The sequence below is a fragment of the Methylobacterium sp. ap11 genome (genome assembly GCF_900110515.1).
Taxonomy (GTDB): domain Bacteria; phylum Pseudomonadota; class Alphaproteobacteria; order Rhizobiales; family Beijerinckiaceae; genus Methylobacterium; species Methylobacterium ajmalii.
In genome coordinates this window covers 360,110-385,070 of sequence record NZ_FOEB01000005.1, presented here as the reverse complement: position 1 = coordinate 385,070, position 24,961 = coordinate 360,110, and the positions used below count along the sequence as shown (strand labels likewise).

Genomic DNA, 24,961 nt, shown 5'->3' with positions numbered 1-24,961 from the left:
CGCGCCTCATCGTCATCCTCAACGACAACGACATGTCGATCGCCCCCCCGGTCGGCGCCATGTCGTCCTACCTCGCCAGGCTCGTCTCGGGCGACACCTACCGCTCGCTTCGCGACACCGCCAAGCAGTTCGGCCGCCTGCTGCCGAAGGCCCTCTACGACACCGCGGCCCGCGCCGAGGAATACGCCCGCGGCATCCTGGCCGGCGGCGGCACGATGTTCGAGGAGCTCGGCTTCCACTACGTCGGCCCGATCGACGGCCACAACCTCGAGCACCTGCTGCCCGTCCTCAAGAACGTGCGCGACGCGCCCGACGGCCCGGTGCTGATCCACGTCGTGACCCAGAAGGGCAAGGGCTACGCCCCCGCGGAGGCCGCGGCCGATCGCGGCCACGCGGTGGTGAAGTTCGACGTGGTGTCGGGCAAGCAGACCAAGGCCAAGCCCAACGCCCCGGCCTACACCCGGGTGTTCGGCGAGAGCCTGATCAAGGCGGCGGACGCCGACGACAAGGTGGTGGCGATCACCGCGGCGATGCCGTCGGGCACCGGCGTCGACCTGTTCTCGAAGGCGCATCCCGACCGGACCTTCGACGTCGGCATCGCCGAGCAGCACGCGGTGACCTTCGCGGCGGGCCTGGCGACGGAAGGCTTCAAGCCGTTCTGCGCGATCTACTCGACGTTCCTGCAGCGCGGCTACGACCAGCTGGTCCATGACGTAGCGTTGCAGAACCTGCCCGTTCGATTCGCGCTCGACCGCGCCGGACTTGTGGGCGCCGACGGGGCGACGCATGCGGGCGCCTTCGACCTGGCCTACCTGTGCTGCCTGCCGAACATGACCGTGATGGCGGCGGCCGACGAGGCCGAGTTGGTGCACATGGTGGCCACCGCCCACGCTCACGACACCGGGCCGATCGCGTTCCGGTATCCGCGCGGTGAGGGCGTCGGCGTCGAGATGCCCGATCGCGGCGAGGTGCTGGCGATCGGCCGGGGCCGGGTGATCCAGCGTCCCGAGGGCGCCCGGGTGGCGTTGCTGAGCCTCGGCACGCGCCTGGCGGAAGCGCTGAAGGCGGCGGAGCGTCTGGAGGCAGCGGGCATCGGCGTGACGGTGGCGGATGCGCGGTTCGCCAAGCCGCTGGACGAGGCGCTGATCCTGGACCTGGCCTCGAACCACGAGGTTCTGGTGACGCTGGAAGAGGGGTCGGTGGGCGGCTTCGGTGCGATGGTGCTGCACCTGTTGTCATCGCGCGGGGCGCTGGACGACGGCCGGGTGCGGGTTCGCACGCTGACGCTTCCGGACAGCTACCAGGACCACGACACGCCGGAGCGGATGTACGCGGAGGCGGGCCTCGACGCCCCGTCGATCGTCAAGGTCGTCGAGGAGATCCTGCCGGCCCGCGGGGCGGCGGCCGAGCGCGGCGGGCGCCTGCGCCTCGCCTGAGACGTCTCGCCGGACGGATTCGTCCCGGGGTCGGGATGCTGATGCGCGGGCGGCACGCCCGTCCGCGATCGGCAGCCTGCGCCTTGCGAGCGTGGCGCCGGGCTGGCAGAAGCGGCCCGGCTTCCCGAAATTGATGTCGCTGTCGGCAAGAGCGGGCCCGCCGCCCGAGCCGCCGAGAAGGAACACATGACCGAGGCCCAGCACCGCACCGCGCCCACCCCGTCCGGCGCCGGATTCGAGCCCGGCCCGGTGCTGATCACCGGCGCCAGCGGCTTCCTCGGCCCGGCGCTGGTCGACGTGTTTCGCGCCGCCGGCTTCCCGGTGCGGGTGCTGGTGCGCGCCACCAGCCCGCGCACCAACCTGACCTGGCCGGACGTCGAGATCGTCGAGGGCGACATGCGCGATCCCGAGGCGGCGGCCAAGGGCATGCGCGGGATGCGCTACCTCGTCCACGCCGCGGCGGATTACCGGCTCTGGGCGCCGGATCCGGAAGAGATCGTGCGCACCAACCGCGATGGCACCCGGGCCCTGATGCGGGCGGCACTGGAGGCCGGCGTCGAGCGGGTCGTCTACACGTCGAGCGTCGCCACCATCAAGCCGCACGACGACGGCACGCCCGCCGACGAGACCCGGCCGCTGACCCCGGAGACCGCCATCGGCGCCTACAAGCGCAGCAAGGTGGTGGCCGAGCGGGTGGTCGAGGAGATGGTGGCCCGCGAGGGCCTGCCGGCAGTGATCGTCAATCCCTCGACGCCAATCGGGCCGCGGGACGTCAAGCCGACCCCTACCGGCCGGATTATCGTCGAGGCGGCGAACGGCAAGATGCCGGCCTTCGTCGATACGGGGTTGAACCTCGTCCATGTCGACGACGTGGCGAAGGGCCATCTCCTGGCCCTGCACCGAGGCCGCATCGGCGAGCGCTACATCTTGGGCGGCGAGGACGTGCTCCTGTCGCGCATGCTCGCCGACATCGCCGGTCTCGTCGGGCGAAAGCCCCCGACCGTGCGGCTGCCGCGGGCGGCGGTCTATCCGGTGGCGTTCGTGTCCGAGCTCGCCGCCCGGATCACCGGCAAGGCGCCGCTCGCCACGATCGACGGCATCCGGATGTCGCGCTACCGCATGTTCTTCTCCGACGCCAAGGCGCGGGCCGAGCTCGGCTACGCGGCCCGGCCCTACCGCGACGGCCTGTCCGACGCCGTCGCCTGGTTCCGTCAGGCGGGATACATCCGATGAAAACCGTCACCGAGGCGCGCTCCGGCAAGGGGCACCGCGACGAGAACTTTCCGGTCGCCTCGCACCTGATCCATCCGCGCCACCGCGGGCCGATCCTGGACTTCTACTACTACGTCCGGGCCGGCGACGACGTCGCCGACAATGCCGGCCTGTCGCCGGAGCGCAAGATCGCGCTCCTCGACGGGCTTGCCGACGCGCTGACCGGCAAGGGGCCCGACGACCCCGAGGCCGCGCCCCTGCGCCGCTCGCTCGCCGAGCGCGGGCTGCCGCCGCGCCACGCGCTGGAACTCCTCGACGCGTTCCGGATGGACGCGCACAAGACGCGCTACGAGACCTGGGACGAGCTGGCGCATTACTGCCGCTATTCGGCGGTCCCGGTCGGCCGCTTCGTCCTCGACGTCCACGGCGAGGATCAGGGCCGGACCTGGCCGACCTCGGACGCGATCTGTACCGCCCTCCAGGTGATCAACCACCTCCAGGATTGCGGCAAGGATTATCGCAACGTCGACCGGGTCTACCTGCCGCGGGAGACCCTCGAGAAGCACGGGGCCCGGATCGAGGACCTGGGTGCCGAGCGCGCCACCCCCGCACTCCGTGCCGTGATCAGGGAACTGGCGCAACGCTGCCTCGACCTCCTCGACGAGGGCCGGCCCCTGCCGGATCTCATCGACGATACGCGGCTTAGCCTGGAGATCGCGGCGATCCACCGCCTCGCGGTGCTGCTCGCCCGCGGCCTTCTCCTTCGCGATCCGCTGAGCGAGAAGGTTCACCACGGCAAGGCCGCCTTCGCGCTGACCGCGCTCGGCGCCGCCGCCACGACGCTCGCCCGGCGGCCGTTCCGCCGCCACCTCCATCCGGCCCTGCGGGGAGCCCGACCGTGACCGCCCTCGCCTCTCAGCCCGCCTCGCCCGTCGAGGCCACGACCGAGGCCGCGGCCCTGCCGGCCGCCGGCTCGTCGTTCTACACCGCCATGCGGCTGCTGCCGGCCGAGCAGCGCGACGCGATGTACGCGGTCTACGCCTTCTGCCGCGCCGTCGACGACGTGGCCGACGACGGCGGCGCCCGCGAGGTCCGCGCGGCCGAGCTCGACCGCTGGCGCGCCGACATCGACGCCCTCTATGCCGGCCGGCCCGTGCCGCGGACCCAACCCCTCGTCGGGCCGGTGCGGCAGTTCGGGTTGAAGCGCGAGGACTTCCAGGCGGTGATCGACGGCATGGCGATGGACGCCGAGGCCGACATCGTCGCCCCCGATTCCGCGACTCTCGACCTCTACTGCGACCGGGTGGCGAGCGCCGTCGGCCGCCTCTCGGTGCGGATCTTCGGCCTGCCCGAGGAGCCCGGGATCAAGCTCGCCCATCATCTCGGCCGGGCACTCCAGATCACCAACATCCTGCGCGACATCGACGAGGATGCCGAGCGCGGCCGGCTCTACCTGCCGGCCGAGCCGCTGGCGGCGATCGGGCTGGCCCATCCGACGCCCGAGAGCGCGCTGGCCCATCCGCGTCTCGGGGAGGTCTGCGCGCGGCTCCTCGACGAGGCGCAGGCGCATTACGACGCGTCCTGGGCGATCATGCACGCTCAGTCGCGCCGCGCCACCAAGGCACCTCGGATCATGGGGGCGGCCTACCACCTGATCCTCGTCGGCCTGCGCAAGCGCGGCTGGGCGGCGCCCCGCGCGCGGGTGAAGCCCGGCAAGCTCGCGCTCGTCGGCGTCCTCCTGCGTCACGCGGTCGTCTGATGGGTACGGTTCATGTCCTCGGGGCCGGCCTCGCCGGCCTGTCGGCGGCCCTGCGGCTGGCCAAGGCCGGCCGGCGCGTCGTGGTGCACGAGGCGGCCAAGCAGGCCGGCGGGCGCTGCCGCTCCTACTTCGATCCGGGCCTCGGGCTGACGATCGACAACGGCAACCACCTGCTGCTCTCGGGCAATCGCGACGCCCTCGACTTCCTCAAGCTCGCCGGTGCGCCGGAGGGCGTGCTCGCCGGGCCGGACGAGGCCGCCTTCGCCTTCGCCGATCTCGCCACCGGCGAGCGCTGGACCCTGCGCCCCAATGCCGGGCGTCTGCCCTGGTGGGTGCTCGATGCCCGCCGCCGGGTGCCGGGCAGCCGCGCCCGCGACTACCTCGCGCCGCTGGGCATCTTCCGCGGCGCGACGCGCTCCGCCACGATCGGCGAGAGCATGGCCTGCGAGGGCCTGCTGTGGGACCGGCTCTGGCACCCGGTGCTGCTCGCCGCCCTCAACACCGAGCCGCAGGAGAGCGATGCGGGGCTCGCCGCCACCATCCTGCGCGAGACGCTCGGTGCCGGCGGCCGGGCCTGTCGGCCGCTCATCGCCGTCGAGGGGCTGTCGGCGGCCTTCGTCGATCCGGCGCTGACGGCCCTCGCCGCGGCCGGGGCCGAGGTACGCTTCGGCCGTCGCCTGCGGGCGCTCGGGATCGAGGGCGGGCGGCTCACCCGGCTCGACTTCTCGGACGGCATGGAGGAGCTCGGACCCGACGACGCGGCGGTGCTGGCGTTGCCGGCCTGGGTCGTCGCCGGCCTGATGCCGGGTCTGAGCGTGCCGCAGAGCCATCGCTCGATCGTCAACGCGCATTTCGCGGTCGTGCCGAAGCCGGGGGCGCCGCTGCTTCTCGGCGTCGTCGGCGGCGTGACCGAGTGGCTCTTTTTCTATCCCGACCGGCTCTCGGTGACGATCAGCGGCGCCGACCGCCTGCTCGACGTGCCGCGGGAGGAACTGGCTCGCACGATCTGGGACGAGGTCTCGCGGCTCTCCGGGTATGCCGGCCAGGCGATGCCGCGCTGGCAGATCGTCAAGGAGAAGCGGGCGACCTTCGCGGCGACCCCGGCGGAGGCGGCGCGCCGTCCGGGTGCGCGCACGCACATCGGGAATCTGGCGCTCGCCGGAGACTGGACGGCGACCGGGCTGCCCTCAACCATCGAGGGGGCGATCCGGTCCGGGGCGACGGCGGCACAGATTCTAACAGGCGCCGATACCGGTAACCGTGGCAACGCTGCGTTGCGCGGAGCCGCTTGACGCCGGGGCCCTGTTTCGGGAACAGCGTGGGCGTAAGCGGCGTTTTGTGCGCTGCGAAAACGAATCGGGATGGCATCATGGGCGGCGGGGCGGAGCCGCCCTTCCTAGAGGAAGGCAGAGATACCGTGGGCAAGGTCGAGACGCTGCAACGCAAGAGCACGCAGGACATCACCCTCGACGAGGTCGAGCGGCGGGTCTCGGCCGCGTCCCGGGCGCTGACGCAGATGGCGCATGCCGACGGGCACTGGTGCTTCGAGCTCGAGGCGGACGCCACCATCCCGTCCGAGTACATCCTCTACCACCACTTCCGCGCCTCGGTGCCGCCGCGGGAGCTGGAGGAGAAGATCGCCGTCTACCTGCGCCGGACGCAGAGCGCCCTGCATCACGGCTGGGCCCTCGTCCACGAGGGCCCGTTCGACATGAGTGCGTCCGTCAAGGCGTATTTCGCCCTCAAGATGATCGGTGATCCGATCGACGCGCCGCACATGCGCCGGGCCCGCGAGGCGATCCTTCAGCGCGGCGGTGCGGCGCACGCCAACGTCTTCACCCGCACCTTGCTCGCCCTCTACGGCGAGGTGCCGTGGAACGCCGTGCCGGTGATGCCGGTCGAGGTGATGCTGCTGCCGCGGTGGTTCCCGTTCCACCTCGACAAGGTATCGTACTGGGCCCGCACCGTGATGGTGCCGCTCTTCGTGCTGCAGGTGAAGAAGCCGCGCGCCAAGAACCCGCGCGGGATCGGCGTGCGCGAGTTGTTCACCCAGGATCCGGAGCGGATCCGGCGCTGGCCCTCCGGCGCCCAGGAATCCTCGCCCTGGCGCCCGGTCTTCGCGGCGATCGACGACATCCTGCGGGTGGTCGAGCCGTTCTTCCCGAAGAAGCCGCGGGCCCGCGCCATCGACAAGGCGGTGGCCTTCGTCAGCGAGCGGCTGAACGGCGAGGACGGCTTAGGGGCCATCTACCCGGCCATCGCCAACTCAGTGCTGATGTACGAGGCGCTCGGCTATCCGGAGGACCATCCGCTGGTGGCCACCGCGCGCTCGGCGGTGGAGAAGCTCGTCACCGTCAAGGAGCACGAGGCCTACGTCCAGCCCTGCCTGTCGCCGGTCTGGGACACGGCGCTCGCCGCCCACGCCCTGATGGAGGCCGGCGGGCAGGACAACGAGCGCCAGGCCCGCGCCGCCCTCGAATGGCTCAAGCCCCTCCAGGTGCTCGACATCAAGGGCGACTGGGCGGCCCGCAAACCGGACGTGCGTCCCGGCGGCTGGGCGTTCCAGTACAACAACGCGCATTATCCCGACCTCGACGATACCGCCGTGGTGGCGATGGCGATGGACCGGGCGCAGACCCGCCTCGGCCCCGGCGAGGGTGGCTCGGACTACACCCAGTCGATCGCCCGGGCCCGCGAGTGGATCGAGGGCCTGCAGAGCCGCGACGGAGGCTTTGCCGCCTTCGACGCCGACAACACCTACCACTACCTCAACTACATCCCGTTCTCCGACCACGGCGCGCTGCTCGATCCGCCGACCGCCGACGTCACGGCGCGCTGCATCTCGATGCTCGCCCAGCTCGGCGAGACCAAGGAGACGAGCGCGCCGCTGGCCCGGGCCGTCGACTACCTGCTGGCCGACCAGGAGGAGGACGGCAGCTGGTACGGCCGCTGGGGGATGAACTACATCTACGGAACCTGGTCGGCGCTGTGCGCGCTGAACGCCGCCGGGCACGATCCGGCCTCCGCGCCGGTCCGCAAGGCCGTCGACTGGCTGGTCTCGATCCAGAACCCCGACGGCGGCTGGGGCGAGGACGCGACGAGCTACAAGCTCGAATATCGCGGCTACGAGCGCGCCGGCAGCACCGCCTCGCAGACCGCCTGGGCGCTGATCGCCCTGATGGCGGCGGGCGAGGCCGACCATCCGGCGGTGGCCCGCGGCGTCAACTATCTCGCCCGCACGCAGGGTGCGGACGGGCTGTGGGGCGAGGAGTTCTACACCGGCACCGGCTTTCCGCGGGTGTTCTACCTGCGCTATCACGGCTACGCGAAGTTCTTCCCGCTCTGGGCGCTGGCGCGCTACCGCAACCTCCAGCGGGGCAACAGCCGCAAGGTCGCGGTCGGAATGTAGCGACGACCGGTCGGGCCCGCGGCGCAACCGCACCCGCCCGGAACGACCGCCCGGGCTCGGGCATTCCCCGGGCCGGGAGCCGCGCGATGACCCTTTACAGCTACCACATCTCCCACGAGCAATGCCCGCCCCGGGCGCTGCTCGCGCTCGCCCAGCGGGCCGAGCAGGCCGGCTTCGACGGGGCCTTCTCCTCCGACCACCTCCAGCCCTGGTCGCCGAGCCAGGGCGAGTCGGGCTTCGCCTGGGCCTGGCTCGGCGCCGCGCTCCAGGCGACCGAGCGGCTGACCTTCGGCATCATCTCGGTGCCGGGGGGCTGGCGCTACCATCCGGTCGTGCTGGCCCAGGCCGTGGCGACCCTCGGGCAGATGTTTCCCGGCCGGGTGCCATGGGTGGCGCTCGGCAGCGGCCAGGCGATGAACGAGCGCGCCACCGGCGGGCCCTGGCCCGACAAGGCCGAGCGCAATGCCCGCCTGCGCGAGGGCGCCGAGATCATGCGGGCGCTCTTGGCCGGCGAGACTGTGACACAGCGCGGCCGCCTGACGGCGGTGGAGGCCAAAGTGTGGTCCCTGCCCGAGACCCCGACGCGCCTCGTCGGGGCCGCCACCAGCGTCGAGACCGCCGCCTGGCTCGGCACCTGGGCCGACGGCCTCCTGACCGTCGGGACGAACCCGGAGGCGCTCGGGCCTATCGTCGACGCCTTCCGGGAGAATGGCGGCGCCGACAAGCCGGTCTTCCTCAAGATGGACCTGAGCTACGATCCCGATCCAGCCGAGGCCCTGCACCAGGCCCATGCGGAATGGCGCTTCAACGCCCTGCCGGCCTCGGTTGCCTGGGAATTGCCCCGGCCGACTGATTTCGAGGCCGCCGCCCGCTACCTGCGGCCCGAGGACATGCATGAGACCGTGCTGATCTCCCACGACCTGCCGGCCTTGACCGAGCGCATCGCGGCCTGCGCGGCGCTGGGCTTCGACAGTATCGACCTTCACCAGGTTGGCGGCAGCCAGCCGGCCTTCATCGATGCCTTCGGCGAGCGGGTGCTGCCGGTCCTGCACGGCCGCAAGGCCCCGGTGATCGAGTTCGACCCGTTCGGGCGCAAGCCCGCAGCCCGGGCCGGGTAGGTTTCCGAGAACCGTGGGATCAAACGCAGAGAGGCGCCCGACCAGCCGGTCGGGCGCCTCTCGCGAGCGGTGATCGTTCGATCAGTACCCGTAGTAGAACCGGCGCGGGCCGTAGACCGGACGGCGCCAGTACGGCCGCGGGCCGTAATAGTACGGGCGCGGCCCGTAGAACGGCCGCGGCCCGTAGAAGGGACGGCAATAGCCGAAACGGTTCGGGGCGAAGCCCGGGCCGCAGCCGCCGGCTACCTTCGTCACGCCCGTGTCCGGCGCGAGCGAACCCGTCGCGCCGAGGCCGATCGGGGCGGCCTGCGCCGCCGACGCGAGAACCAGGCCGCCCGCAACAAGGCCGGCCATCCCGAGCACCTTCACGTGCATCATCGTGGAATCTTCCTCCAGGATGGGGGCAGCCGCGAGAGCCGCCCCGAACATTCCTAGAATAGGGACTAACGACCTGAACGCAGGCTGAGCGGGTCGTTCGGCCACCGGTCAACAGCCAAGGTGATCGGCGTATTGCGGCTCACTTCGTCGCACCGCGGCCGCGCCGGTTCTGGCCGAGGCCCGAGGTCTTGGCGAGCTCGGAGCGCTGGGCGGCATAGGTGGCGGCGACCATCGGATAATCCGCCGGCAGGCCCCATTTCTGACGGTACTGCTCGGGTGTGAGACCGCGCCCCGACAGGTGGCGCTTGAGGGTCTTGTAGGGCTTGCCGTCCTCGAGGCTGATGATGTGGTCCGGCGTGACGGTCTTGCGGATCGGCACCGGGGGCGTCGCCTTCTCGGGCTCCGGCGCCTGCGGCGCTCCGAGCTGGCCCAGCGACGCGTGCACGCCCGCGATCAGGCCCGGCAGCTCTCCGACGGGAACGGAGTTGTTCGCCACGTAGGCCGATACGACGTCGGCGGCGAGCGCGATCAGATCGAGGGATCGGGTCGTGTCATCGTTGGTCATGGCGCACCGGATCGCAGTGACGGTCCCAGGAGGACACGTATTCCGGCGAGCGTCAACACCAGTGGATACCGTCGACAACAGGTTTCGTCGATCGCGACACAAACCGGAAAAAGTATCGTGCCCGATGTGCTGCATGACAGCGTAGCGTTGGCACCCTGCTCGCCTCCGGGCGGCGCCGGGGCCACACCGACGCGGGATATCGCGCTAGCGCATTGGTCCTGACGGTTTTTTCGCGCGCGGCGGTTTCCCCTCCGAGGGGAAATGCCCTAGCTGTCGCTGCATTGCGCCATCCGGCGTTCCGTTCCTGTCAGCACGATCCCAAGACCTCCCATGACCGACAAGAACCGCCGTTTCCTCGTCGCCGGCTCGGCCGCCGGCCTCGCCTCGACGCTGCTGGCGGGCGCCTGGTCCCGTCCGGCCCTCGCCTGGACGGACCAGGATTTCGCGCCCGCCCGGCGCCGGCGCTCCCGCGACCCCGTGCCGGCGGATGACGGCGCGTTCTACGACACCCGGGGCCAGGCTGCCGATCCGTACTACCGGGGCGAGCCCGCGCCCGTGGAAACGCCGGAGGAGGATTCGTTCTGGGGCGGCCCGCGGCGCCAGGCGCAGCCGCCCCAGGGTGCCGTCGACCCGAACGCCGCGGTCGTGGTCGATGACGGGCCGATCGACTACGCCCGCGCCTACGCGGCGGTGGAGACCGAGCCGTTCCCGGTTCAGGCCTTCCGCTGGCGCCGGGCCAACCCGTCCTTCCTGCGCCAGGAAGTCGCCTATGGCGGCCGCTACGCGCCGGGCACGATCGTCGTCGATCCGCGGGCGCACCATCTCTACCTGATCCAGGAGGGCGGCCGGGCCCGCCGCTACGGTGTCGGCGTCGGCCGTCAGGGCTTCGCCTGGAACGGCGCGGCCACCATCAACTCCAAGCAGGCCTGGCCGGACTGGTATCCGCCCAAGGAGATGATCGCCCGCCAGCCGGCGCTCGCCCGCAGCGTGTCGAAGCTCCAGAGCGGCCTCGGCGTGCCGGGCGGCCCCCGCAACCCGCTCGGCGCCCGCGCCCTCTACCTGTGGCAGAACAACAAGGACACGCTCTTCCGCATCCACGGCACCACCGAGCCGGAGAGCATCGGTCGCAGCGTGTCGTCGGGCTGCATCCGGATGATCAACCAGGACGCGATCGACCTCTATGCCCGCGTACCGGTGGGTGCGCAGGTGGTGGTGCTGGGCTGAAACGGGCGGGCGACGGCAGGATCATCGCGCCTTGATCATCGCGCCTTGCACCGGTGTTCCACCGTCGCCCCGCCCGTCCGGCGTGATCGCCCCTACTCCGAAGGTCGGACCTTGGGACTCGGGACCGCCTGTGCCGTCTCCGGCGCCGCCAGGATCGTCTTGACCGCCGGCAAGGCGGCGGCCGCCGCGACGAGACCGGCATTGCGCCGTGCGTAGAGACCCCAGACCGTGACGATGAGCGTCACGAGGGCGCCGGTCAGCGTGGCGGCCGTGTCGGTGTCGATCCAGCCGTACCCGACGGCGATGCCGCCGGCGAATTGCAGCAGGGTGCGCAGCAGCGCGGCGAGCTGTTCCTGGTTCATGGCGATCTCGCGGTGAAGAGGATGTGCGGTCAGGCCGCGACGGGCCGGCCGCAGGCCGGACAGCTGGAAGCGGACACCGGCGCGGCCTGCAGCGCGAGCGCCGCCTTGCGCACTTCCTCGACCCGCCGGCTCCAGCCGCGCCCGAACCGCGGCCAGGTCGAGAGCGCCCGCATGAAGGCCAGCCGCCCGTCGCACAGGGCGTTCACCAGCCCGGGCACGTCCCGGCCGGCGAGCGCCGCCAGCGTCACCGGCCCGAGGCGCCCGTCATCGGCGACGCCCAAGGCCCGTTGCAGTCCGATCACCGCGCGCTTGGGCCCGCTGTTCACCGCGAAGTCGAACAGCGCGTAATCCAGACCCGTCGGCAGCGCGTCGCCCTGGATCGCGTCCCAGAACCGGCGCCGGTAGAGCGGCGACACGCTCGCGACGGTCAGCGCCCTCACCTCCGCCTTCGTCGCCGGCCGGCCGAGCCACAGGCTCAAGGTGCCGATCGTCACCCCGAGGTTCGTCGCACCCCCCGGGTCGGCCGGGTCGTCGGACCATCCGCCCTCGTGGGTCAGGACGAGCGTCATCGCCCGCTCGAACGTCGTCGCGGTCATTGGTCTCTCCAGGTTGTGCAGAGGTGTGCGGCGCGCCGGCCGGCAGGCCCGGGCGTCGGGCCGCGATCAGGGGCAGCCCGTCAGAGGCTGGCGGCCTGGTGCCATAGCGCGTCGAGTTCCTTGTCGTCGTAGGCCAGCGCCGCGCCGAGCTGCGCCACCATCGGGTGGCCGCGCTCGAACGCTGTGGCGCCCGACAGCAGCATCCGGGCGGCGAAGCGCTCCGCCTCCGGCAGGGCCGACACCGCCGCCTCGATTACCGCCGGAAGCCGGCCGGTCATCAACGCCGCCAGCGCCGCGTCGGCCGTGATCGCGCCAGCCTGCGCCAGCGCCTGGAAGAACTGCCGATCCGAGATCGCCGGCAGCTCCGCCGCCGCGGCCGGCGCCTCGCGCGCGGCGAGCTGCGCCGCCAGGCCGTCGCGCTCCACCGCCAGGCCGTCGCGCTCCGCCGCCAGGCCGTCGCGCTCGCGCCGCAGCGCCGCGGCTTCGGCCAAGGCCGCATCCCGCCCGGCGAGCGCCGCCGCCTCGATGCCGTCCAGCACCGCCGACAGCGGGAACCCCGCGGCGTCCGCCTGCGCCGGCGTCAGGGCCCCGCTCGACACGAACTGCGCCTCCGCGGCGCACGGCGGGGTGACGTGCTGGCCGATGACGACGTGCCAGGCCGGCGCCTCGGCCGAGCCCGCCGGCCGGCCGCGATACAGGAACTCGTAGAGATAGGGTTCGCTCATGATGCCCTCACGCCGCAGCCGCGATCGCAGTCCCGGCCAGGCGCCACGCGCTGCCGGTGTCATAGACGAGACCGCCGGTGCCGGATCCCGCCGCTTCTATCGAGCCGCCCGCGACCACCATGCGGGCGTTGGAACAATGAACCATCCGGCCGCGCTGTCCGGCCGCCGGCAGGGTCGCCACCGTATAATCGTTCGTCAATCGCAGTATCGGCGTCGTCGAATGTGTCGGATGGACTTCGAGACCTACCCCGGTACTGCCGGATAACGACGCGAAGAACTGCCACTTGGCCGAGGCGGTGGCCGCCGAGGTGAAGCTGTCGGTGGTAACGAGGCGGATCAACCCGGCCTGAGCAACCTTGGTGCCGACGGCCCCGAGGTTGACCGCAAGAACGTCGGCGCCCTGGCCGGTGGCGGTCACCCCGTAATTGTTCAGGATCGGCCCGGCCACGTAACCGTTGTCATCGAAACGCCAGGTGATGCGGCCGAAATTGTCGAAGGTGGCGGTGCGCTGCGCGGCGGCGGCTCCCCCTACGACGCCGCCTTGCGGGAGGGTGAACGCGCCGGTGGAACGGTCGACCCGCAGGGCTTCGCGCCAGGTCCCACCGTCAGGGGAGACCTTCAGCCGGAGGTCGTCGTCGCCGGTCAAGCCCAGCTCCGCCCGGCCGGAAAAGCCGGACTGGAACAGCAGTGACAGCACGTTGCCGGCCGCCTGCTTGTTGAGGGTGTAGCGAAGATCCCCGCTCCCGCCCTCGCCCGTGGTCAGCGCGGTCCACAGCGCCTTGTTGAGCTTGGCGGCGAAGGGGTTGCCGGCATCCGCGGTGGTGCCGATGCCGAGGCGCGTCAGGTTCTGCAACACCGTCAGGGTCGAGCGGAACGAGGCCCAGGCCCCACCCGCATAGGTGTAGAGGTCCGCCTCGTCCACCACGAAGGCGAGCCAGCCGGGGCGCGGCGGGAAGCTCCGCCACGCCCCGTCCTGGTAGCGCACCACCCGGCCGCCCCAGCCCGCCCACGCCCCCGTGGGGGAAGCGCCGGCGATCAGGTAGCGGTCGCCCTCCGCCGGGTTCGCCGGGGGCGCGGTCAGGTCCTTGTCGAGGACCGCGAGTTGCACAAGCGTATCGAGGCCGACGAGCGCCTCGTTGTGGGTGACGTGCTTTTGCGCCTGCGCCGCCGCCATCAGCGGCAGGGACAGGTTCGCGGTGATGGCGTCAGGCATACAGGGTCGCCCTCAGGGCCGCGCCGCGGCCGTAGGTTGCCGAGACTTGGTGGATGGCGACGGACAGGCTGGTGACCGGCCCGCCGAAGTCGGCCGCCTGGTGGGCGGCGGTGTAGGTGAGCGCGGGCGTCCCGACCTCGAACGTCCGCAGCACCGCGGCGCCCGCGCCCGGGCCCGCCAGCACGTCGAGGCTGTAGGCCTCGACCTCCTCGGCCAATGGCACCTCAAGCTGTTCCCACGGGTCGCCGTCGATCCGGGTGCGCCGGACCCACGACAGCACCAGGTCGCCCGAGGCCGCCCGCACCAGCCGGCCTTGCGCCGGCGGGTAGGGGCGCAGGCCCACGCCCCGGAACGCCAGGGTTGCGCCGGCGAAGCTCGGATCGTCCTGCGGCCGGCCGAGCGGCCCCCAGCGCCAGGCGAGCGGCACCGTGCGGGCCGACAGCGGCATTCCCGACTGCACCAGAGCGTCCGTCAGCACCACGAACGGGGCGCCGATCGGCGTCGGGCTCCCCAGGGCGAAGTCGGTCCCGAGCTGGCCGCGCAGCAACGTGGCGAGCCGGTAGCGGCCGGGCGCCAGCAGGGTCGCTTGCGCCCATTGCAGCACCTCCCATTCCCCGGACGGGGTGAGCAGCGCCGCGACGTTGGCCCCGTTGAGCACGTCGACCTCGGGGGCGGAGGCCAGCTCCACCCCGCGCGGCACCTCGAGATAGACGCTGTTCACCCGGTCCCACCGCCCGCACGGGCCCGGGTAGAGGTCGGCCGTCAGGCGCCCGATGATCGACCGGGCGCCCACCGTGGCGTCGTCCTCGAACGCCCCGCCGGCGGTCGCGCGCAGCACCGCGACGGGCGACCACGGCGCCGTGTAGGCGGCGAGGTAGGGCGCGTGGGGCACCGCGTCCGACCGCAGGAGCGGGAGGTCGAGGAACCGGAACAGCGCCACCCCCACGGTCGGCGGCGGCTCGGCCGGCCGCGGCGTCGCGGTGCCGTCCCGGTAGGCGTAGACCGCGAGGTCGGTGCGGATCGCGCTCGCCGGCCGGCCCAGCTCGAGGCCGAGGCGGGTGAGCCGGTAATCGGTGCCGCCCCCGGCCAGCGACAGGGTGACGACATCGCCGGCATCGAGCGCCAGGCAGGACGGCGGCAGGGTCGCCCCGAGCTGTTCGCGCTCCACCACGCCCTGATAGAGCAACGCCCGCGCGATGCCCCGGGCCGCCCCCTCGTCCAGGCAGAGCGGCACGCTCACCCGCTGCACCGCGTTGGCCCGGCCGTTCACCCGGCGCGCCTCGACGGATGCCGACTGGTAGCCGCGCTGCGGATCGATGTAGGTGAGCGCCACCACGCCGGGCAACGCCGTCTCCTCGCCCCGGGTGCGCCGGTAGTCCCCGCCGGTGCCGCCCCGGGCCACCAGGTCGCCGGCCGTCAGGGTGGCCGCCGGCGCTCGCGCCAGCGGCGCGAAGACCAGCCGCCCGGCCGACTCCGCCGCGTCGAAGAAGAAGCACGCCCGCAGCGGGTCGAGGGAGACCCGCGGCGTCTGCACCTCCGCGATGGCGTAGCCCTCCACCAGGCCATAGAGCTGGCCGACATCGATCGGCACCCCGAGCCCGCCGCACAGCTCGGCCACCACGTCGGCAATCGGCGTCAGCCCGAGCCGGCCGTTGATCCAATGGCCGAGCCGGTAGTTCGGCCCGTCGCTCCACACCGCCGCCTGACGCGGGAAGTCCGGGTAGGGCCGGGCGTCCCACGTCCAGACGAACAGCCGCTCGGGATCGACCATCCGCCCGCCATAGACCGACGAGACCGGGTTGCCCGCCGTCCCCTGCCAATAGGCCAAGGTGGCTTCGAGGTAGGCCCGTTGCGCGGCGAGGTCGCGCCGGCCGTTCGAGTAGTACGGCAGGAAGCTTTCCGACGACTTCGGGTCGACGAAGACGTTCGGTTGGTTCATGCCCTTGTCGACCGCCGGGCAGCCCAGTTCGATGAAGCGGACCGGCTTGCCCTGCGGCACCCAGGCGGTCGCCTGCGCCTGGCGCACCCCGCCCGGCCGGTGGCGGTGCGGGTTCGCCCACCAGCCGCGCAGGTCCTTGAGCCGGAACACCCAATGCTCGCCGTAAGCCGTATCGGCGATCGGCGCCCGGGCCTACGCGTCGCGATCGGCCGGCGTCGGATAGTACCAGTCGAACAGCTCGCCGGCCGCGACGTTGCCGGTGAGGTAGGCCGGATCGTAGGGCGAGGGCACCCCGGCCCGGGCGTCGAGATGGTCGAAGCCGTCGCGCCAATCGGCGAGCGGCATGTAATTGTCGATCCCGACGAAATCGATATTGGCGTTCGACCACAGCGGGTCGAGATGGAAATACACGTCGCCCGAGCCGTCCGCCGGCCGATGAGAGGCGTATTCCGTCCAGTCGGCCGAATAGCCGATCTTCGTCGCGCTCCCCAGGATCGACCGGGCATCGGCCGCCAGGCTGACGAGCTGCGCCACCGCCGGGAAGGTCGAGGCGTCCGAGCGAACGGTGGTGAGCCCGATCATCTCGGAGCCGATCAGGAAGGACTCGACCCCGCCGGCGGCCTCCGCCAGCCGCGCGCAGTGCAGGATGAAGCGCCGGAACGAGAACTCGGCCCGGGCGCTGGTGACCGTCTTGCCGTTCCACGCCAGCTCCGCCGGCGCGACGCTGCCGAAGAACGCCGCGACCTGATCCGCCGCCGCCGCGGTCTTGTCCGGGCTGCCGGGCCGGCCGGGCGCCGGGTGACAGGTCACCCGGCCGCGCCAGGGGAAGGCGGCTTGCTCCGCCGCCCCGTAGGGATCGGGCAGGCCGTTGCCGTGGGCGATGTCCATCATCACGAACGGGTAGAGCGTGACCGCATAGCCCCGGCCCTTGAGCGCCTGGATGAGCTGCACCACCGACAGGTCGGAGGGCGCCCCGCCGAGCATCGGCGCCCCGCCGGCATCCCGGCTGACGATGGCCGCACTCGCCCGGTCGACCCCGCCGGCGAGCCATTCCGGGGTGGTGGCCTTGTTCGCCGTCTCGACCTTCGGGACGATGCGGCACGCGCCCAAGCGAAGGTCGGTGCCCTGCCAGGCGACCACGAGCGAGACGTGCCGGCAACGCGGCGCCTCGACGGCGAGCTGGTCCAGCGCCTTGAGCGCGTCGACCCCGCCCGAGACCGTGTTCTGTCCCGCGATCCCGCCGAAGGTCGAGGCGTTGACCGGCACGGTGGCGTAGGTGAATTCCCCCATGCTGGGGATCATCGTCACCGCCGTCACCAGGTCCTCGAGCGCCGGCCGGCCGGAGGCGTTGGGCGCGCGGCGGATCACCTCGGCGGTGAGGACCGGCACCCGGTTGCCGAAGCCCGCCAAGGGCAGGTCCTCGAACACGATGTAGGCCAAGCCCCGATAGGCCGGGGCGTTGTCGGCGCCTTCGATGGCGGCAATCTTCGGGTCCGGGCCCTGCGCCTCGTCGCCGAGATAGACCCGGGCGCCGTAGGCGGCGAGTGCGATCGGCTTGCCGTCCGCGTAGACCTGGCCCACGGCGACGATCGGACCTTCGCACAAGGCAATCGCGACGCTGACGCTGTACGAATACGTCACGTTGAATTGCTTCTGTCCGCCGCCGCCCTTGCCGCCGGCGGACTTCACCTTCTCGACCTTCTGGACCTCCTTGATCTTGGTCGCCCAGATGATCTGCCCGCCGACGCGGACACGGCCGAACACACGAGAGATGCCGGCGCCCTCGGTCGAGGCGGTGACATGGAGGTCGGCGAGCCGCGGCCCGATGTTGATCTGCGGCTTGGGGCGGGAGCCGAACATGGCGCGGTCGAGGGCGCTACCGCCGGCGGCGCCCAGCGCCTGGCCGATGGCGCCGCCGATCGGGCCGCCGAGGGCGGAGCCGGCCGCCTGGCCGACCGCCGAGAGGACGAGCGTGCTCATGGTGGAGGCTCCGGCGAGGGGGTGGGCGAGGAAGCCGGCGCGGGATCGGGTCGGATCACGGGGAACCGGAAGGCGTAGGCGATGCGCCGGGACCAGGCCGGCGGGATCCAGGTTTCCAGGACCGCATGGCCGTCATAGGCGTGGATCATCTGCGCCGGGCCGGTGACGATCGCGCAGTGCTTGGCCGACAGCCCGTCGCGCCAGCGGAACAGCAGCACGTCGCCGGGCTCGGCCGCGTCGGGCGCGAGCGCCACCAGGTGGCGGGCGGCGGCCTCCCGCAACGTCTCCTGCCCCCGGTCCTCGGCCCAGCTCGGCGAGTAGGGTGGCGGCACCTCCGGCTCGGCGCCGTAGGCCTCGGCGTAGACGCCCCGCAGCAGGCCGAGGCAGTCGCAGCCGGCGCCGCGAAGGCTGGCCTGGTGGTGGTAGGGCGTGCCGAGCCAGGTGCGGGCCAGCGCGACGATGCGCGCCCGCGTGTCAGCCGAGGCGGCCTCCGTCATTGTCTGCCCCCTGCACCGCGTAGGCCACGGCGTAATCGTTGCCCGGAAGGTCCGGGAAGCCGCGGAAGTTGAGGACGTTGGCGAACTTGTCCCGGCAGCTCGCCAGGGACTTGTCGCAGCCGGCGACGACCTGGAACGTGTCGCCGGGGTTGATCGGGGCCGGCATCGGCTCCCACAGGTCGAGGCTGGCGAGCCCGCCGGAAAGGCCGTGCGCCCGCACCTCGACCGCGGCGCCGGCATTGGCGCCGGAGGTCCAGACCAGCCGGCCGGCCTCGAACCACCGGGAGACGTAGCCGGAGAGGCCGGCGGCGGTGACGCTGCGGGCGCTCCTCACCGTCGCGACCGTGCCGGCGCCGCGGATCGCGGCGGCCGCGGCGTCGACCCCGCAGCGGGCATCGCCCAGGAGCGCGTCGCAGGAGCGCTGGTAGACCCGGCCGCGGGGCTGGTTGAGGCGATCGGCGAGGCCGCGCACCTCCGCCGTGAAGGCGGTGGGCCCGCGCGAGACCTCGCCCACGGTGCCGGACAGGACGAGCACCCGATCGTCCGGGTTCGCCCAATCGACCCGCCACACCGCGACCGCGGCGCCGTCGAACAGGCCGCGCGCCAGCTCGCTTTCCGCCAGGCGCCCGCTCGTGAGGGCGCCGACGATTTCCAGGTTGTCGGCCGAGAGGCCGGTGCCTTGCTCGACCGCCGTGCCGGTGGCGCCGCTCTCGGCCGAACAGGTCACGCCGTCGACCACCAGGTCTTCGTCATGGTCGGTGAAGCCGAGGCGCAGGCCGTCGGTGCGGGTGACGATCCAGCACTGGCACAGGGTGGTGACCCCGCTCGCGAGGTGCGCGGCGAGGGAGGGAGAAAGCGTCTTCATGGCGGCTACCGGCGGATCTCGATGACCGGGATGTCGGCGACGAGGCCGGCGCGCAGGGCCTGGTGGTCGATCTCGATGCGATCGGTGGCGAAGCGCACCGGCACGTCGAACAGGAAGCCCGCAGTGACGACCGCGCCCGTGGCCGGGGCCGCCGTCAGGGTGACGAGGCCGGTGGTGACGTCGAGGGTGAAGCCGGTGGCCCCGAGCGCGACGCCGCCGACTGCGATCGCGACCGATCCGGCGACCGGCTTGGTGATCGGGCGGGCATAGGGGGCGAAGGCGCCGCCGTAGGTCTTGGCGAGGGGAAACGCCCGGGTGGTGCCGTCGCCGGTGCCGAGGCGCTGGTCGGTGGGCGCGGGCGTTTGACCGGGGGCGGCGGAGCTGTGGTCGAAGGTGTCGCGCCAGCGGAAGCCGTAGAGGGGCCCGCGGCGCTCCTCGAAGAAGGCGAGGATCAGGGCGACGTCCTCGGCCGAGCGCAGGGCGGGCCCGGCATTGTAGCGGCGGCGGGAGTGGCGCCAGAGGCTGTTCCGCTCCTCGTCGCCGGAGCCCAGCGTGACGATCTCGGTGCGCCGCTCCGGCCCGCCGCGGGAACCGTAGGACAGGGCGAGGGGGAAGCGCACCTCGTGGAAGGGGCTGGACATGGCGCGCGGCCTCCTGAGGGTGACGGGGCCCGGTTCTCACAGACCCCGGAGGCCGCGCTGCACCGCTCGGGCGAGCGCGGCGCTGACCTGCGCCTCCGAGCGGTGGAAGCTCGGGGCGTCCGCGGTGGCGATTGAGACCGAGACCTGAACGGTCGGGGCGGCGGGCGCCGGCGCGACGCCGTGGGCCGCCGGCAGGATGCGGCCGGGCTGGAGCGGCACGAAGGTCTCGCGGCCGCTCTCGCCCACCGTGTAGGCGACGCCCGGGGTGACGGGGCCGCCGGCGGCGCGCCCGGTCGGGTTCTGGGTCAACACGAGCGACCCGAGGGCGTCGCCGATCAGGTCGGCTCCGGGGCTGCCGCGACCGAACAGGCCGTCGAAAGCGCGGTCGAGGCCCCGGCTCGCCAGCGTGGTGGCGAGCCGGGCGACGACCGTTGTCAGGCGCTCGCCGTGCAGGATCGCGCCCTTGAAGCTGTCGGCGAGCGCGGAGCCGAACTCCCGCGACGCCGACTGGGCGGCGCGCTGCGCGGCCTCGGCCCGCTCGACCTGGGCGGTCGCGGCGCCGTAGGACTCCGCCACCCGGTCGACCTCCGCGCGGAGCGCCGGCGTCACCGCGAGGTCGGCCTTCTTGGCGGCTTCCAGCAGGCGGAACGCCGCCTCGGCCCGCGCCGCGGCGCCTTCCTCCCGGCCGACGGAATCCGCCTCGATCCTGAGGAGACCGGTCCGGCGGGTGAGGCGTGCGACCTCGTCGCGGAAGGCGTCGTCGCCCTCCTCCGCCGCCGGCCGGGCGGGCCTCGTCCGAACCGGTGCCCGGACAGGGGCGGGTGTCGGCGCGGGACCTTGCGATGCGGGCTCGGGACTTTGCGCGAGGCTGCCGCGGGGCGCCGCGTCGCTGATCGCGAAGGCGTCGGCGATGCGGGCGCGGATCGCCGCGCCCTCCCCCGATGCCGCCTTCACCCGTCGGCCGAGATCGGCGACGAGGTCGGCGGCGGCGGGGATTTTCTGCGCGATGTCCCCGACCGCACCCGCCACCGCGGCGAACCCCGCCACCGCCTCCCGGGAGGCGGAGCCGGCCTCGCCGAGGCGCGCGGCGAGGCCCCCGACCGCGTCGTCGACCCGCCGCAGGGCAGCGCCATCGCCCGCCGTTGCCGGCAGGGCGCTCGCCTGCTCCATCGCGCGCTGGATCTGTCCCAAGCTCTCCGGCGCGGCCATGCGGGCGAGCTCGTCGCGCAGCGAGGCGCCGGCCCGGGCCATCGCGGCCGCGATCCGGCCGGATCCGGCCTCGACGGCGCGCTCGGCTTCCGCCATCGCCCGCTCGGCGAGCGGCCCGGCCCGAGAGATCTCCCGCTCGTAGGCCGCGACGTTGGCCTCCAGCGAGACCACCAGGCGCTCGATCTCGGTCGTCATGCGGAGCCCTCGTCGGACACGTCCCGGATCCAGGCCCAGAGCGCGTCCTGTTCCTGCGGTGTCGGGGCATCGGCCGCGTCCGGGTCGCGGGCGCGGTTGAAGCCGTCGATGTAGGCGGCGAGCTGCCACAGGCTCATCGCCCGCAGGTCGGCGGCCGGCAGGCCCATGGCGGCCGCCGCGCCGTAGAAGGCCGCGAAGGCGATCCGCCCCTCGGGGCCGGCGGCGCCGGAGGGACGGCCGACCGGCTCGTCCTCGGCCCCCTCCAGCGCCGCCGCCAGCACCAGGGCGGCCTTGGCGATGAGCGCGATGCAGGGCAGCCCGTCGAGGCGGCGGGCGATAGCGTGGGCTCGCGGCACCGGGACGCCGCCGCCGATCAGGCCGAGGCGCAGGACGTCGCGCACGTCCCGGAACCGGTAGGACAGCCCGGCATAGAGCCGCTGCAGGAGGGCCGCCGGGCCGAGGCCCGTCGCTTCCTGCAGCGCCTCCAGGTCGCCGATGGCGAGGCGGAAGCGGTGGGTGGCACCCTCGAGATCGAGGTCGACATGGCCGTCGCGACTCATCGGCGCCTCACGCCGCGGCCGTGAAGGCGACCGCCCCGGTCGATTGCAGCGCCACCGAGACGCTGCAGCGCTCGCCCCGGACGGCGCCGACCTCGAAGCTCGTGAGGTGAAACAGTCCTTCCCAGGCGCCGCCCCCCTCCGCGCCGGTGCCGCTCACCTCGACCCGGGCCTTGACCGGCGCGTCGGATTCGTAGGCCGCGCGCCAGCGGACGAGGCTCTGGCGGGCCATCACGCCCTTGCCGGAGACCGCGACCGACTTCGACACCGCGAACCGGTCGACGAAGGGCGCGGCGTCCTCGTTGGCGCAGTCGGGCACGACCGAGCTGTTGGTCTCCTTGGTGAACTGCGCCGCACGCTCGGTGAGGCCGCAGGGCGCCTCGAAGGTGCCGGCCTTCGCGAGGCTCTCGAGCTTCACGGCGACGGCCGAGAAAGGCAGGGTGGTGGGCTGGGCCATGACGGGTTCGCTCCCGAATGAGTGGGTCAAGTCGTCTCGGCGGCGACCGCCCCGAAGCGGGCGACGCCGTGCCAGGAGCCGGGCCCGAGGGGCTCCGGCAGGACAAGGCTGCGCTCGTGGGACAGCCACAGGAGTTCGCCGCGGGGCAGCGCCAGGTCCGCCTCGTCGAGGGCCGCCGCGACGGCGGCGAGCAGGCCCTGCACCGGGCTCAAGCCCCGGGCGCCACGCAGGAAGGCGTGGACGGTCAGGCGGCAGGTGCAGCCGCGCCACCCTTGAGCCTCGTAGGGGCCGACCTCCGGCGGATCGACGCGCAGGAACGGCCATTCCTCCCGGGCCCCGGCCACCTCGCGCACCCGGTCGCCGACCAGGGCGCGGAGGGCCGGATCGGCGAGGAGGCACTCCCGCACCGCCCGGAGCAGCCCGGGCGAGAGATCGAGGCCGGCCATCAGCCCGGCTCCGCAAGGCGCGCCACCGCCGGGGCGATCACCGGGCGCGGCATCCGCGTCGCGGTGCCGAATTCCCGCGCGACCAGTCCCCGGGCCTCGACCGCGACGGCGGCGCCCGTCGGGGTCGATGCCGCCTCGGCGCGCCCGTCCGGCAATTCCGCGGCGATGTCGGCCGCGAGCGCGGCGGCGGCCTCCGCCGCGCGTCGTCGCGCGGTCTCCCCGCCGGCCCGGGCCAGCCGCGCGAGCCGCGCCTGGAGCGGGCCGGTCTCGGCTCTCTGCGTCACAACGGTCTCCCCTGGATGAGGGCGTGGCTGCCGGCGGGGTCGGTCTCCACCGCGACGATGCGGTGGCGGATTCCCGCCAGGGTGATCTCGTCGTCGGGGTTCGGGGCGGCGCCCGGCGTCAGCACGACCGCCCGCACCAGGCGGCCCGGCAGGCCGGGCTCCTCGCCCGCTTCCCGGGCGCCGTCGATCCGGGCCCGGACCGGCTCGTCCGCGAGGCCGGCCCGGTGCAGGACGGCGGCGTCGAACAGGGGGGCGAGCACCCCCCCGAGATGGCGGCCGAGGCCGTCGAGGAGCCCCATCACACCACCGCCACGCCCGGGCTGTTGCGGCGCATCACCTCGTGGAAGCGCCGCCCGTAGGAGGTGAGCCCGAGGGTGCCCGGGGCGGCGTCCGGGGCCGGATCCCGGCGCTCGACGTGGAGCGTGCCGGAGCGCAGGGCCTTGAGGTCGAGGGCGCCCGCCCGGGCGAGCTCGGCCTCCGGTCCGCCCTGCCCGTCGAGGGTCAGCGTGTGGGCGGCGTGCAGCATCCGCGCGAGGGCGGCATCCGCCGCCGGCCAGCCCGCCCCGACCCGCGGGGCGGCCTCGGCCAGCGCCCCGGCGACGAGGGCGTCGGCGACGCCCGCGAAGGCCGGGAAGCGGGCCCGGAAGGCGTCCGGCGCGATCGCGTCCGCCATCTCACGCCTCCCCGCCGGAGGTCGGCCGCTCGCGGCCGCGGCGGCGCTCGGGCCGGGGATCGGGCCGGGGATCTTGGCCGGGCTCCACCGCCTCGATCCGCACCTCCCCGGCCGCCGCCCAGGCGGCGAGGCAAGGGTCGGGCCGGTCGGGGAGCGCGAGGACAGCGCTCTCGCCGGGCACCAGGAGCCGGGGCGCCCGCGCGCCCTTCGGCCAGACCAGCCGGGGGCCGGCGGCGTGGTTCGTCACCCGCATCATGCTCGCTCCCTCCTAGATGCCGTCGAGGTAGCGGCAGGCGGCCGGGCGACGGATGTCGAGGCCGCCGAGCCTGAAGGCGCCCGGCACCTCGAAGCGCCACGGGCCGGTCTGCCAGGCCGGGAAGAACCGGAACGGCATCGGCAGCCACAGCTTCAGCACGGAAGGGTCGCGGCGATAGGCGACGAGGCGGGCGCTGCCGCCGGTGCCGGCGGTCTCGAGCGCCCGAACGCCGTAGACCGTCAGCTCCTGGCCGGTCTCCAGGGTGTAGACGTTGTGGTGCCGGATCCAGTCGAGCAGGGTGAGCGGGCTGATTCCGTCGAGGCGGCGCAGCCCGATGCCGAGCATCTGCTCGTAGGGCAGCAGCAGGGTGTCGGCCATCTCGACGGTGTTCGAGCCGGTGAAGATCCCGATGAGCTGGCCGTTGACGTCGGCGAGGATCTGCTCGGGCGTCTTCCGGGCCCAGGCGGTGCTGCCGTCGGTGCCCGTCGCGGCGGCGCTGCCGACCGTCACGCCCGGATGGTTGAGGAGGCCGGAGAAACCCTTGGCCGGGTCGCCCATCAGCGCGACCTGGTCGATGAACTCCTCCGAGGCGAGCCGCGCCGCGTCCGCCTTGTCGGCGTCGAGGTTCATGCCCAGCAGCTGGGCCTTGCCGAGTTCCTCGAGGTCGTAGCCGTAGCCGATCCCCGCCATGGCGACGGCGGTCTCGTGCTGGCGGCGCGTCAGCTCGACCTTCGGCACGTCGGCGGCGGCGCCGTGGACCCAGGTCGCCTGCCCGACCCGGTCGACCGAGAAGTAGGTCACGGTCGGCACCCATTCGGGCGCCGCGGTATCGACCGGGACGAGGCGGGGATAGCGGATCGCCGGGTACTGGGCGCGGTAGACGGTCGGCTCGATGAAGGCCTGCTGGCTGACCAGGAAGGCGAGCGCCCGGGGCGCGTCGGTGACGAGGGTGCGGGTCATGGCGG

General features: G+C 73.2%; 27 protein-coding genes and 1 pseudogene. 8 read left to right on the top strand and 20 right to left on the bottom strand.

Features of this window, described 5'->3' with window-relative positions; genetic code table 11:
• The 7 genes from dxs to BMX97_RS10260 form a co-directional block, all read left to right on the top strand.
• Window positions 1-1,436: 1-deoxy-D-xylulose-5-phosphate synthase (gene dxs / locus BMX97_RS10290; protein ID WP_091748952.1), on the top strand; the 1,436-nt coding region annotated here is incomplete at its 5' end.
• A 186-nt stretch (window positions 1,437-1,622) separates the two neighbouring features.
• Complete coding sequence (gene hpnA / locus BMX97_RS10285) at window positions 1,623-2,669, top strand: hopanoid-associated sugar epimerase (protein ID WP_091748949.1); 1,047 nt, start codon at window positions 1,623-1,625, stop codon at window positions 2,667-2,669.
• The gene (hpnC, locus tag BMX97_RS10280; RefSeq protein WP_091748946.1) at window positions 2,666-3,550 is read left to right on the top strand and encodes a squalene synthase HpnC; all 885 of its coding nucleotides are present in this window, start codon (window positions 2,666-2,668) and stop codon (window positions 3,548-3,550) included. The genes hpnA and hpnC overlap by 4 nt, the downstream gene beginning before the upstream one ends.
• On the top strand, window positions 3,547-4,407 hold the full coding sequence (hpnD, locus tag BMX97_RS10275) for a presqualene diphosphate synthase HpnD (protein ID WP_091748943.1): 861 nt from the start codon (window positions 3,547-3,549) through the stop codon (window positions 4,405-4,407). The genes hpnC and hpnD overlap by 4 nt, the downstream gene beginning before the upstream one ends.
• A complete protein-coding gene (gene hpnE, locus BMX97_RS10270; protein WP_091748940.1) occupies window positions 4,404-5,699 on the top strand; it encodes a hydroxysqualene dehydroxylase HpnE in 1,296 nt (431 codons plus the stop codon). Before hpnD ends, hpnE begins: the two co-directional genes overlap by 4 nt.
• Before the next feature lie 77 nt (window positions 5,700-5,776).
• Window positions 5,777-7,816: a squalene--hopene cyclase gene (gene shc, locus BMX97_RS10265; RefSeq protein ID WP_177202177.1), complete on the top strand. Its 2,040-nt coding sequence runs from the start codon at window positions 5,777-5,779 to the stop codon at window positions 7,814-7,816.
• A gap of 86 nt (window positions 7,817-7,902) precedes the next feature.
• On the top strand, window positions 7,903-8,934 hold the full coding sequence (locus BMX97_RS10260; protein WP_091748934.1) for a TIGR03885 family FMN-dependent LLM class oxidoreductase: 1,032 nt from the start codon (window positions 7,903-7,905) through the stop codon (window positions 8,932-8,934).
• An 81-nt stretch (window positions 8,935-9,015) separates the two neighbouring features.
• On the opposite strand, the gene BMX97_RS10255 is transcribed toward BMX97_RS10260, so the two are convergent.
• Entirely contained in the window at window positions 9,016-9,312 is a 297-nt protein-coding gene (locus BMX97_RS10255) for a GCG_CRPN prefix-to-repeats domain-containing protein (RefSeq protein ID WP_091748932.1), read from the bottom strand.
• 139 nt (window positions 9,313-9,451) lie between these two features.
• Window positions 9,452-9,877 carry a Ros/MucR family transcriptional regulator gene (locus BMX97_RS10250; protein WP_091748929.1) on the bottom strand — a complete coding sequence of 142 codons (426 nt, stop codon included), beginning with the start codon at window positions 9,875-9,877 and terminating at the stop codon, window positions 9,452-9,454.
• Between the two features lie 330 nt (window positions 9,878-10,207).
• On the opposite strand from BMX97_RS10250, the gene BMX97_RS10245 reads away from it, so the two are divergent.
• On the top strand, window positions 10,208-11,101 hold the full coding sequence (locus tag BMX97_RS10245) for a L,D-transpeptidase (RefSeq protein WP_091748926.1): 894 nt from the start codon (window positions 10,208-10,210) through the stop codon (window positions 11,099-11,101).
• 92 nt (window positions 11,102-11,193) lie between these two features.
• Here BMX97_RS10245 and BMX97_RS10240 read toward each other — a convergent pair whose 3' ends face one another.
• The 18 genes and pseudogenes from BMX97_RS10240 to BMX97_RS10160 form a co-directional block, all read right to left on the bottom strand.
• Entirely contained in the window at window positions 11,194-11,463 is a 270-nt protein-coding gene (locus BMX97_RS10240; RefSeq protein ID WP_091748923.1) for a Pam3-gp28 family putative phage holin, read from the bottom strand.
• 29 nt (window positions 11,464-11,492) lie between these two features.
• Entirely contained in the window at window positions 11,493-12,059 is a 567-nt protein-coding gene (locus BMX97_RS10235; RefSeq protein WP_091748920.1) for a glycoside hydrolase family 108 protein, read from the bottom strand.
• A gap of 80 nt (window positions 12,060-12,139) precedes the next feature.
• Entirely contained in the window at window positions 12,140-12,784 is a 645-nt protein-coding gene (locus tag BMX97_RS32800; protein ID WP_177202176.1) for a hypothetical protein, read from the bottom strand.
• Between the two features lie 7 nt (window positions 12,785-12,791).
• Window positions 12,792-13,997 (bottom strand): DUF2793 domain-containing protein, encoded by a 1,206-nt coding sequence (locus BMX97_RS10225; protein ID WP_091748917.1) that lies wholly within the window; start codon window positions 13,995-13,997, stop codon window positions 12,792-12,794.
• Window positions 13,990-15,531: a phage tail protein gene (locus tag BMX97_RS33615; RefSeq protein WP_280142791.1), complete on the bottom strand. Its 1,542-nt coding sequence runs from the start codon at window positions 15,529-15,531 to the stop codon at window positions 13,990-13,992. The genes BMX97_RS10225 and BMX97_RS33615 overlap by 8 nt, the downstream gene beginning before the upstream one ends.
• Window positions 15,532-15,717: 186 nt before the next feature.
• Window positions 15,718-17,226: pseudogene (locus BMX97_RS33610) on the bottom strand (glycoside hydrolase TIM-barrel-like domain-containing protein); the annotation flags it as partial.
• 686 nt (window positions 17,227-17,912) lie between these two features.
• Window positions 17,913-18,413 carry an NlpC/P60 family protein gene (locus tag BMX97_RS10215; RefSeq protein WP_091748914.1) on the bottom strand — a complete coding sequence of 167 codons (501 nt, stop codon included), beginning with the start codon at window positions 18,411-18,413 and terminating at the stop codon, window positions 17,913-17,915.
• A complete protein-coding gene (locus BMX97_RS10210; RefSeq protein ID WP_091748910.1) occupies window positions 18,391-19,278 on the bottom strand; it encodes a DUF2163 domain-containing protein in 888 nt (295 codons plus the stop codon). The genes BMX97_RS10215 and BMX97_RS10210 overlap by 23 nt, the downstream gene beginning before the upstream one ends.
• Window positions 19,279-19,283: 5 nt before the next feature.
• On the bottom strand, window positions 19,284-19,919 hold the full coding sequence (locus BMX97_RS10205; RefSeq protein ID WP_091748907.1) for a DUF2460 domain-containing protein: 636 nt from the start codon (window positions 19,917-19,919) through the stop codon (window positions 19,284-19,286).
• A gap of 36 nt (window positions 19,920-19,955) precedes the next feature.
• On the bottom strand, window positions 19,956-21,323 hold the full coding sequence (locus BMX97_RS10200) for a hypothetical protein (RefSeq protein ID WP_091748904.1): 1,368 nt from the start codon (window positions 21,321-21,323) through the stop codon (window positions 19,956-19,958).
• Entirely contained in the window at window positions 21,320-21,883 is a 564-nt protein-coding gene (locus tag BMX97_RS10195) for a gene transfer agent family protein (protein WP_091748900.1), read from the bottom strand. Before BMX97_RS10195 ends, BMX97_RS10200 begins: the two co-directional genes overlap by 4 nt.
• A gap of 7 nt (window positions 21,884-21,890) precedes the next feature.
• Entirely contained in the window at window positions 21,891-22,337 is a 447-nt protein-coding gene (locus BMX97_RS10190) for a phage tail tube protein (RefSeq protein WP_091748897.1), read from the bottom strand.
• Window positions 22,338-22,363: 26 nt separating this feature from the next.
• Window positions 22,364-22,783 carry a DUF3168 domain-containing protein gene (locus BMX97_RS10185; protein ID WP_091748895.1) on the bottom strand — a complete coding sequence of 140 codons (420 nt, stop codon included), beginning with the start codon at window positions 22,781-22,783 and terminating at the stop codon, window positions 22,364-22,366.
• The gene (locus BMX97_RS10180; RefSeq protein WP_091748893.1) at window positions 22,783-23,067 is read right to left on the bottom strand and encodes a hypothetical protein; all 285 of its coding nucleotides are present in this window, start codon (window positions 23,065-23,067) and stop codon (window positions 22,783-22,785) included. Before BMX97_RS10180 ends, BMX97_RS10185 begins: the two co-directional genes overlap by 1 nt.
• Window positions 23,064-23,366: a hypothetical protein gene (locus tag BMX97_RS10175; RefSeq protein ID WP_091748891.1), complete on the bottom strand. Its 303-nt coding sequence runs from the start codon at window positions 23,364-23,366 to the stop codon at window positions 23,064-23,066. The genes BMX97_RS10180 and BMX97_RS10175 overlap by 4 nt, the downstream gene beginning before the upstream one ends.
• Window positions 23,366-23,740 carry a DUF4054 domain-containing protein gene (locus BMX97_RS10170; RefSeq protein ID WP_091748888.1) on the bottom strand — a complete coding sequence of 125 codons (375 nt, stop codon included), beginning with the start codon at window positions 23,738-23,740 and terminating at the stop codon, window positions 23,366-23,368. The genes BMX97_RS10175 and BMX97_RS10170 overlap by 1 nt, the downstream gene beginning before the upstream one ends.
• Window position 23,741: 1 nt before the next feature.
• Window positions 23,742-23,996, bottom strand: coding sequence for a hypothetical protein (locus BMX97_RS10165; RefSeq protein ID WP_091748885.1), 255 nt, complete (start codon window positions 23,994-23,996; stop codon window positions 23,742-23,744).
• Window positions 23,997-24,008: 12 nt separating this feature from the next.
• Window positions 24,009-24,956 (bottom strand): DUF2184 domain-containing protein, encoded by a 948-nt coding sequence (locus BMX97_RS10160; protein WP_091748882.1) that lies wholly within the window; start codon window positions 24,954-24,956, stop codon window positions 24,009-24,011.
• Window positions 24,957-24,961: the final 5 nt, after the last annotated feature.

What these genes read in the sequence shown, in the direction of transcription:
- hpnA (WP_091748949.1), top strand. Translation starts at nt 1,623, where the DNA reads ATGACCGAGGCCCAGCACCGCACCGCGCCCACCCCGTCCGGCGCCGGA.
- hpnC (WP_091748946.1), top strand. Translation starts at nt 2,666, where the DNA reads ATGAAAACCGTCACCGAGGCGCGCTCCGGCAAGGGGCACCGCGACGAG.
- shc (WP_177202177.1), top strand. Translation starts at nt 5,777, where the DNA reads ATGGGCGGCGGGGCGGAGCCGCCCTTCCTAGAGGAAGGCAGAGATACC.
- BMX97_RS10260 (WP_091748934.1), top strand. Translation starts at nt 7,903, where the DNA reads ATGACCCTTTACAGCTACCACATCTCCCACGAGCAATGCCCGCCCCGG.
- BMX97_RS10255 (WP_091748932.1), bottom strand. Translation starts at nt 9,312, where the DNA reads ATGATGCACGTGAAGGTGCTCGGGATGGCCGGCCTTGTTGCGGGCGGC.
- BMX97_RS10250 (WP_091748929.1), bottom strand. Translation starts at nt 9,877, where the DNA reads ATGACCAACGATGACACGACCCGATCCCTCGATCTGATCGCGCTCGCC.
- BMX97_RS10245 (WP_091748926.1), top strand. Translation starts at nt 10,208, where the DNA reads ATGACCGACAAGAACCGCCGTTTCCTCGTCGCCGGCTCGGCCGCCGGC.
- BMX97_RS10240 (WP_091748923.1), bottom strand. Translation starts at nt 11,463, where the DNA reads ATGAACCAGGAACAGCTCGCCGCGCTGCTGCGCACCCTGCTGCAATTC.
- BMX97_RS10235 (WP_091748920.1), bottom strand. Translation starts at nt 12,059, where the DNA reads ATGACCGCGACGACGTTCGAGCGGGCGATGACGCTCGTCCTGACCCAC.
- BMX97_RS32800 (WP_177202176.1), bottom strand. Translation starts at nt 12,784, where the DNA reads ATGAGCGAACCCTATCTCTACGAGTTCCTGTATCGCGGCCGGCCGGCG.
- BMX97_RS10225 (WP_091748917.1), bottom strand. Translation starts at nt 13,997, where the DNA reads ATGCCTGACGCCATCACCGCGAACCTGTCCCTGCCGCTGATGGCGGCG.
- BMX97_RS10215 (WP_091748914.1), bottom strand. Translation starts at nt 18,413, where the DNA reads ATGACGGAGGCCGCCTCGGCTGACACGCGGGCGCGCATCGTCGCGCTG.
- BMX97_RS10210 (WP_091748910.1), bottom strand. Translation starts at nt 19,278, where the DNA reads ATGAAGACGCTTTCTCCCTCCCTCGCCGCGCACCTCGCGAGCGGGGTC.
- BMX97_RS10205 (WP_091748907.1), bottom strand. Translation starts at nt 19,919, where the DNA reads ATGTCCAGCCCCTTCCACGAGGTGCGCTTCCCCCTCGCCCTGTCCTAC.
- BMX97_RS10200 (WP_091748904.1), bottom strand. Translation starts at nt 21,323, where the DNA reads ATGACGACCGAGATCGAGCGCCTGGTGGTCTCGCTGGAGGCCAACGTC.
- BMX97_RS10195 (WP_091748900.1), bottom strand. Translation starts at nt 21,883, where the DNA reads ATGAGTCGCGACGGCCATGTCGACCTCGATCTCGAGGGTGCCACCCAC.
- BMX97_RS10190 (WP_091748897.1), bottom strand. Translation starts at nt 22,337, where the DNA reads ATGGCCCAGCCCACCACCCTGCCTTTCTCGGCCGTCGCCGTGAAGCTC.
- BMX97_RS10185 (WP_091748895.1), bottom strand. Translation starts at nt 22,783, where the DNA reads ATGGCCGGCCTCGATCTCTCGCCCGGGCTGCTCCGGGCGGTGCGGGAG.
- BMX97_RS10175 (WP_091748891.1), bottom strand. Translation starts at nt 23,366, where the DNA reads ATGGGGCTCCTCGACGGCCTCGGCCGCCATCTCGGGGGGGTGCTCGCC.
- BMX97_RS10170 (WP_091748888.1), bottom strand. Translation starts at nt 23,740, where the DNA reads ATGGCGGACGCGATCGCGCCGGACGCCTTCCGGGCCCGCTTCCCGGCC.
- BMX97_RS10165 (WP_091748885.1), bottom strand. Translation starts at nt 23,996, where the DNA reads ATGATGCGGGTGACGAACCACGCCGCCGGCCCCCGGCTGGTCTGGCCG.
- BMX97_RS10160 (WP_091748882.1), bottom strand. Translation starts at nt 24,956, where the DNA reads ATGACCCGCACCCTCGTCACCGACGCGCCCCGGGCGCTCGCCTTCCTG.